The 7,334-nt window shown below is 70.6% G+C and carries 8 protein-coding genes; 2 read left to right on the top strand and 6 right to left on the bottom strand.

The annotated features are described in order from the left end of the window. The 4 genes from AC1D15_RS12555 to AC1D15_RS12540 all read right to left on the bottom strand — a co-directional run. The coding region (locus AC1D15_RS12555; RefSeq protein ID WP_477826227.1) for a dihydroxy-acid dehydratase domain-containing protein at positions 1 to 1,371 on the bottom strand (1,371 nt) is incomplete at its 3' end. A 102-nt stretch (positions 1,372 to 1,473) separates the two neighbouring features. Beyond that, positions 1,474 to 3,507, bottom strand: a complete 2,034-nt coding sequence (locus AC1D15_RS12550) for an AsmA family protein (protein WP_477826226.1) — start codon at positions 3,505 to 3,507, stop codon at positions 1,474 to 1,476. Between the two features lie 4 nt (positions 3,508 to 3,511). Then, positions 3,512 to 4,048: a pyridoxamine 5'-phosphate oxidase family protein gene (locus AC1D15_RS12545; RefSeq protein ID WP_477826225.1), complete on the bottom strand. Its 537-nt coding sequence runs from the start codon at positions 4,046 to 4,048 to the stop codon at positions 3,512 to 3,514. 106 nt (positions 4,049 to 4,154) lie between these two features. Then, entirely contained in the window at positions 4,155 to 4,628 is a 474-nt protein-coding gene (locus AC1D15_RS12540; RefSeq protein ID WP_477826224.1) for an OmpA family protein, read from the bottom strand. A gap of 43 nt (positions 4,629 to 4,671) precedes the next feature. Between AC1D15_RS12540 and AC1D15_RS12535 the strand changes: the two genes are divergently transcribed. Further along, on the top strand, positions 4,672 to 5,292 hold the full coding sequence (locus AC1D15_RS12535) for a gamma-glutamylcyclotransferase (RefSeq protein ID WP_477826223.1): 621 nt from the start codon (positions 4,672 to 4,674) through the stop codon (positions 5,290 to 5,292). Between the two features lie 89 nt (positions 5,293 to 5,381). Here the strand turns inward: AC1D15_RS12535 and AC1D15_RS12530 are convergent, their stop codons facing one another. Further along, a complete protein-coding gene (locus AC1D15_RS12530; RefSeq protein ID WP_047504571.1) occupies positions 5,382 to 6,014 on the bottom strand; it encodes a nucleotidyltransferase family protein in 633 nt (210 codons plus the stop codon). 159 nt (positions 6,015 to 6,173) lie between these two features. On the opposite strand from AC1D15_RS12530, the gene pdxH reads away from it, so the two are divergent. After that, positions 6,174 to 6,809, top strand: a complete 636-nt coding sequence (gene pdxH, locus AC1D15_RS12525; protein WP_047504576.1) for a pyridoxamine 5'-phosphate oxidase — start codon at positions 6,174 to 6,176, stop codon at positions 6,807 to 6,809. On the opposite strand, the gene AC1D15_RS12520 is transcribed toward pdxH, so the two are convergent. After that, a partial coding sequence (locus AC1D15_RS12520) for a response regulator (protein ID WP_477826222.1) occupies positions 6,761 to 7,334 on the bottom strand: 574 nt, incomplete at its 5' end. The genes pdxH and AC1D15_RS12520 overlap by 49 nt on opposite strands.

Here is a 7,334-nt window from a genome sequence, read left to right as displayed (position 1 = left end):
CAACTCTTCCTGGGCATTGAAGACCAGCGCCGGCGCCTCGACGATGTGACGGTCTTCGGGCACCGCCGAGATCTTGATCACCGCACGGCCGAGGTTGCCGGTCAGGAGCTTCAGGCCACCCGACGGGCTGAACGGCGCGGCCGCGGTGCGCACCACGCTGTCGTCGCCGCTCTGCGCCGGCAGCGCCGACCAGGTCAGGCGCTCGCCATCACCTTGCGGCTGCGTGCCGTAGGCCGCGATGCCGCCCTCGGCCACCGCAGCGACATCGGCATGCATGTAGCCCGCATCGAGCAGCTCGCGGATCACGAAGCCCGGCCCGCCGGCCGACTGGAACTGGTTCACGTCGGCACTGCCGTTCGGGTACACGCGCGCCAGCAGCGGCGTCGCATGCGAGAGGTCGGAGAAATCGGTCCAGTCGATCAGGATGCCGGCCGCGCGCGCCACCGCCACCCAGTGGATCAGGTGGTTGGTCGAACCGCCGGTGGCCAGCAGCGCGACCATCGCGTTGACGATCACGCGCTCGTCGACCAGCCGGCCGATCGGCGTGTAGCGCCCGCCGCCGTGCGTGATCGCCAGCGCGGCGCGCACCGCCTCGCGCGTCAGCGCCTCGCGCAGCTGCGCATGCGGGTGCACGAAGGCGGCGCCGGGCACGTGCAGGCCCATCGCCTCGAGCAGCATCTGGTTGCTGTTGGCCGTGCCGTAGAAGGTGCAGGTGCCGGCGCCRTGGTACGCGGCCGATTCGGCCTCGAGCAGCTGGTCGCGGCCGACCAGGCCTTGCGCGTACTTTTCGCGCACCTTCGATTTCTCGGTGTTCGACAGGCCGGTGCCCATCGGCCCGGCCGGCACGAACACGCACGGCAGGTGGCCGAAGTGCAGCGCGCCGATCAGCAGCCCCGGCACGATCTTGTCGCACACGCCGAGCAGCAGCGCGGCATCGAACACATCGTGCGTCAGCGCCACCGCGGTGCCCATCGCGATGGTGTCGCGCGAGAACAGGCTCAGCTCCATGCCGGGCAGGCCCTGCGTCACGCCGTCGCACATCGCCGGCACGCCACCCGCCACCTGCACCGTCGCGCCGTGGCGGTGCGCCTCGTTGCGGATGATGTCGGGGAAGCGCTCGTAGGGCTGGTGCGCCGACAGCATGTCGTTGTACGAGGTGACGATGCCCAGGTGCGGCGAGCGCTGCGCCACCACCTTGAACTTGTCGTTGGCCGGCAGCGCGGCAAAGGCATGCGCGACATTGGCGCAGCCCATGCGGTCGGAGCCGCGCTGGCGCATCGCCAGCTTGTCGATGCGCGCCAGGTAGGCGGTGCGCGTCGGGGCGCTGCGCTCGCGGATGCGGTGGGTGACTTCCTGCAGGACTTGTTTCATGGGCGGCACCTCGCGGCCGGGGTCGTAACCAGGCTTTTGAGTATCGCGTAACCAAGTTACATCGTCAATTCAAGATGATTTCAGGATGATCTCGCGATCGGCTCAGCCACCGCCCGGCGCGGCGTGTTGCCGGGCGCGTTCCAGCAAGGCGTTGCACCCCTCGCCCGACGGCTGCCGCTCGCCCATGTCGACCAGCGGGATCAGCGCCGCCAGCGGATTCAACAGCCCGAGCAGCACGCTGGTGCCCACCTTGCGCGCGAGCGGTGCCTTCTCGAGCGAGATCTTCGGATCGCTGAAGCTGCCCTGCACGCGCAGCGGCGTGCGCAGCGCGAGCGGGCTGAAATCCTTCGGCGTGACGACGGCGCGCAGGTCCATGTTCTCTTCGGCGAGCGACAAGGTGCCGTCGGCCCAGATGGTCGAGTCTCGGGTGTCGATCACCATCGCGCGCGGCCGCAGCACGCCCTTCTTCGCCTGCAGGTCGACGAGCGCGCAGTCGATCGTCAGCAGCTCGTCGCCCTTGGCCAGCACGCCCAGCGCCTGCGCCAGGTCCAACCCGGCTCCTTCGATCGCCAGGTGCGACACCTTGCCCTCGACGATGCGCGTGACCACGGTGCCGTCGAGGCTGCCGAGGATCTCGGCGGTCGAACGGCCCTGCCCCTTCAGCTTCGCCTGGCCGATCAGCCGCCCGGTGACGTACGGCGGCTTGTCGGCGGGCCGGCCCTGGTTCAGCCAGCGCTCCAGCCGCACGCCGCTCCAGCGCAGGTCGCTGTCCCACAGCGCGAGCTTCGGCTTGCCGTCGAGCGAGACCGCGCCCGCCAGGCTGCCGTCGGCGGTGCGCGCCACCAGGTCGGCGATCGCGAGCTTGCCGTCGGCGAGTGTCAGGTGCGCACGCAGCGGCTCCAGCGGCAGCGCGAAGATGCGGCCCAGCTCAGCGCGGTCGAAGGCCAGCACCACGTTCGCATCCATCGCGCTCAGCGACGGCAGGTCGAACGCGCGGTTCGGCAGCACCCGGTCGCCGGGGCGCTTCGGCGGCTTCTGCTCGGGCGCGACGGCGGGTACCGGCTCGGGCCCGACGCCGATGCTGGGCAGCAGATCGGCCAGCAGCAGCCGCGGCCCGGAGACCCGGCCCGACAGCCGCGGCACCTTCGGCCGCCGGTCGTAGGTCAACGCCGCATTCRGCCGGCTGTTGCCGACCGTCGCGTCGTCGACCAGCACGTTCCACACCTCGCCGCGCTTCGCGACACGGCCGTCGATCTCGAACGGCCCGGTGGTCGGCAGCGTGACGCCCAGCGGATCGCCGACTGCCGACAGCGACGGGCCGCTGACGCGCACGCGGCCGGTCATGCCCTCGAGCTTCAGCACGTCGGTCACCGTGCCCTGGAAACGGAATCCGGCACGACCGGCGTCGATGCGCAACGCCACCGGCACCGGCGGCGCGTCGTCGTCGCTGACCAGCAGCGGCATCACGCCGATCGAGCGCAGGCGGCCTTCGACCGGGAAACCGCCGTAGGTGCCCTTCGCGCGCACGACGAGGCCGGTGAGCGAGCGAGGGGCCGAGGCCGCATCGGCCGGCAGCGGCGCTGCCGTGTCCTGGTCGGCCAGGCGTATTTCAGCGCGGAGATCGGCCCTCAACGGGGCATCGACGACGGTCAGCTGGCCGTCGGTCACCGACAGCGAGCGCACGCGCGGCAGCCGCGTGCCCTTCTCCTGCTGGGCCTTCGGCTCGCCGAACTGCCATGACGCCATGCCGTCGGCGCGGCGCTCGGCGTGCACGATCAGGCGGTCGGCATGCAACCGCTTGATGTCCAGCGCATCGCCCCGGTGTGCACGCCACAGTGCCGCATACGAGACGCGCAGCTGCGCGTTCTCGGCATGCAGGAAGTACGGATCCTTGCTCCACGCGGCGCTGCCGATCTCCAGCATCGGGATGTCGATGCGCAAGCCGCCGAGCAGACGGACGCGGCCGTGGTCAGGCCCGTCGGCGAGCCGGACATCGCGCTTCAGCGTGTCGGCCAGCAACCGCTGCGCCGGGCCGACGAGGAACGGCCAGCCGAGGGCTTCGCACGCGACGAACGCCACCAGCACGGCGCCGGCGAGGCCGAGCAGGCTCCACGACCATGCGCGACGCCGCGACACGGGATCAATCGCCGATGAGCGAGCGCTGGTGCGAGACCGGCGGGCGCGACGGGTTGCTGACGACCTCGTGGTCGCCGAGGCCGATCGGCCGCCCGGCGACGGCCGAAGCGGCCATCGCGAGCAGGCGGATCATCCGGCTGCTGTTCGCATCCCAGTACTCGGCGATGTCGGTGTCGACGCGCAGCAGCACCAGGTCCGGGTCGTCCTTGCCCTGCGGGAACCACGGCTTCGCGGCGGCGGTCCAGAGCTCGTCGATGCGGGCGCGGTCGTTGACGATCGCGGCCTGGCCGCTGATCGACACGTAGGTCGCGTCGCCTTCATCGGTGAAGGCCAGGTTGACGCGGTCGAGCTGGTGCACCTTGGCCGAGCGCTCGCTGGTGAAGAACCAGAAGCTGCCGTCGCGATCGACCTCGAGCGCGGCCATCGGGCGGCCGAGCAGCCGGCCATCGGCGGCCTGGGTGGTCAGCATCGCGATGTCGATGCCTTCCACCAGGTCGACGATCTTCTTCAGGTTCTCGTGACGTTGCGGATGGATCTTCATGGCGCGGCCCCTGCTTGAACGGATTCGTTCGAGCTTAGGCTGCCGCAGTGGCAGCCCCTATCGGCGAGGGCCGCCACGGCATGTGCGCGATGTCCTACCCGAGCATCTATTGCAGGCGCAGCTCGACGCGCCGCGCCGCCTTCGGGTCGCCGTCGCCGGTGGTCACGGCCGGCTTGCTGAGCTGCAGGTGGTCGGCGGTGACGCCGTTCGCCTCCAGCGCATGTTGCACGCGCTGGGCCCGGCGCTTCGCCAGGTCGGCATTCGCGGCCGCATCGCCGCTCGCGTCGTGGAAGCCGGAGATCAGCACGGTGCCGCCGCTCGAGCGGGCCGCCTCGGCCACGCGGTTCAGCACGTCGATGGCATCGGCCGGCAGGCTGTCCTGGCCGACCTCGAAGTAGATGCGCTCGACCGCGGAGGTCTCGGCCGGGGTCGTCGCGGATGCGGTGGAGGGGCCGGCCGCCTTCGGCGCATGCAGCACACGCGAGGCGGCCAGCCCGATGACCCCGGCCACCACCAGCGCCACCACGAAGGCCACTGCGCCCAGCGCGTACTTCTGCACGTCGTCGTCTTGGTCACTCATCGCCAGCTCCCGGCTGAAGAAAATTCATTCTAGAGTGTCGTCCATGCTCGATTCAGTGATCGATACCGGCTTGGCGCCCGTGCGCGACCCCGCCAAACTGCTGGCCGACGTGCATTCCCGCTGGGGCGGCCGTGACGACCTGTGGATCTTCGGCTACGCGTCGCTGATCTGGCGCCCCGAGTTCGAAGCCGCCGAGCAGCGGCTGGCCCAGGTGCACGGCTGGCACCGCGCGCTCGAGATGCGCTCGCGCATCAACCGCGGCACGCCCGAATGCCCGGGCCTGGTGTTCGCGCTGGTGGCAGGCGGCTCCTGCCGCGGCATGGTCTACCGCATCGAGCGCGCACGCGTCGACGACGAGCTGCCGAGGCTGTGGGCGCGCGAGATGCCGACCGGCGTCTACGATGCCCGCTGGCTGCCATGCCGCACGCCGCAAGGGCCGGTGAGCGCGCTCGGCTTCACGCTGAGCCGCAGCAGCCCGAACTACACCGGCACGCTGAGCGACGAGCACCTGCTCGGCGTGCTGCGCAGCGCCTGCGGGCGCTACGGCACGACGCTTGACTACCTGATGGAGACGGCGCGCTCGCTGCGCCAATGCGGCATCCGCGACCGCGGCATCGAGCGGCTGGTGGCACTGGTGGAGCGGCACGCGCTGGTGAACGGCTAGGCAGGCCGAGCGCCGGGCCGCTCCCAAGCCGGCCTGCATCCCCTCGGGGGATCGGTCGATGTACCCGTCGACCGAGGGGCTGTCATCCTTCAACGAGAGTCGCCGAACAGCGACGGGCTGTAGGCTGCCCGCACGCGATCCAGGTCGCCCTCGTTGTCGACATCCATCAGCACGCCGGAATCGTCGACATCGACCGCCTGCGCCGGATAGCGCGCCACCAGCCGGCGCGCGCCCTCGTCGCCGGTCAGCATCACCAGCTCGGTGTAGAGCTCGGCCGCAAAACCCACCGGATGCCCGCGCCGGCCCCGGTACTGCGCATAGCTCACGGCATGGTGGTCGAGCTGCTGCGCCACCGCGAGCAGCGTCGACGGCTGCACCATCGGCATGTCGCCCGGCAGCACCAGCCAGCCGGAGGCATCGGAGCAGGCCGCGACGCCCGACGCGATCGAGAAGCCCATGCCCAGGCGCTGCGCGCTGACCGGCGAGCCCGAGCCGACCGACGGCAGCATCACGATGTCGCGCGTCGCGACATGCGAGGCAGCCTCTTCGGCCAGCACCTCGGTGGCGACGACGATCACCGCCAGGTGCGTCGCGAGCGCATGCCGAAGCGTCGTCCCGAGAACACTCGATGCGCCGAGGCTCTGCGTGAGCTTGTGTTGCGTACCGCCGAAACGGGAACCCAGTCCCGCGGCGAGCACGACGATCGCCGGCCGCGCCTTCATGAGGCCATCCCTTTCATTGTTGTTCGTCATGGCAGCCGGCGCATCACAGCACGCAAGCCCTTGGTTGCAAGAATGGAATCGTTTGCTTTCGGCGCCTAGTGGGGCGTTCACTTAAGGCATTCCCCGCAGGTATTTTGTTCCCTGCGGGATACTCCGGCCATGACCGATATTGCCGACCTCCGCAAAAGCTACGAACGCGCCGAACTCGACGAGAACGCCTCGCGCAGCGACCCGTTGGAGCAGTTCGGCCTGTGGTTCCAGCAGGCCCTCGATGCGAAGCTGCCCGAGCCGAACGCGATGACCCTCGCGACGGTCGGCGCCGACCAGCGCCCGTCGACGCGCATCGTGCTGATCAAGGGTTTCGATGCGCGCGGCCTCGTCTGGTACACGAACTACGACAGCCGCAAGGGCCGCGAACTGGCCGCCCATGCGTGGGCCGCGCTGCAGTTCCACTGGGTCGAGCTGGAGCGCGTGGTGCGCATCGAAGGCCGCGTCGAACGCACCAGCGAGGCCGAGTCGGATGCGTACTTCCAGTCGCGCCCGCTCGATTCGCGGCTGGGTGCCTGGGCCTCGCCGCAGAGCGAGGTGATCGGCTCGCGCGCGGTGCTGGTGGCCAACGCCGCGAAGGCCGCCGCGCGCTACGCGCTGAACCCGCCGCGCCCGCCGCATTGGGGCGGCTTCCGCCTCGTGCCGGACAGCTGGGAGTTCTGGCAGGGCCGCAAGTCGCGGTTGCACGATCGCCTGCGCTACCGGCTGGCCGAAGGCAGCTGGCTGCGCGAACGCCTCGCACCCTGATCGGCACCCGGCCGCCGCGCCTGCGCCAGCCGGTCGAGCGCGGCGAGGAAGGCCTTGAAGTCGATCGGCTTGGTCCAGTAGTCGTCGAAGCCCGCCTSGCGMGCCCGKGMGAYGTCTTCGGGCATCGCGTTGGCCGACAGCGCGACACATCGGATGTGCGCGGTCTCCGGTTGCGCTCGCAGGCGTCGCAGCACTTCGAAGCCGTCGAAATCGGGCAACTGCATGTCGATCAGCACCAGGTCGGGCTGCAGCTCGCGGGCCCGCTCGACGCCGGCTTCTCCGCTTGCGGCCGATTCGATCGACAGGCCTGCCTGGCCGCGGACCAGTTCCTCGACCAGCAGCACGTTCACCGGGTTGTCCTCGATGTAGAGCACCTGCCCGCGGCGCTCGCCCGGCGCCGGTTCCGGAACGCGCGCCGGCGTTGTCGCCGCAGGCCGCGCGCCGGCGGGCAGCGGCGCGGCCGGTGCATCGTCGCGCGGCAGGCGGACATCGAACTGCGATCCCGTACCCGGTTGGCTGCTGGCC

This window comes from Rhizobacter sp. P2_H2, from assembly GCF_056403375.1.
The sequence above is the reverse complement of the archived record's forward strand: the minus strand, read 5'-3'. Positions and strand labels throughout refer to the sequence as shown.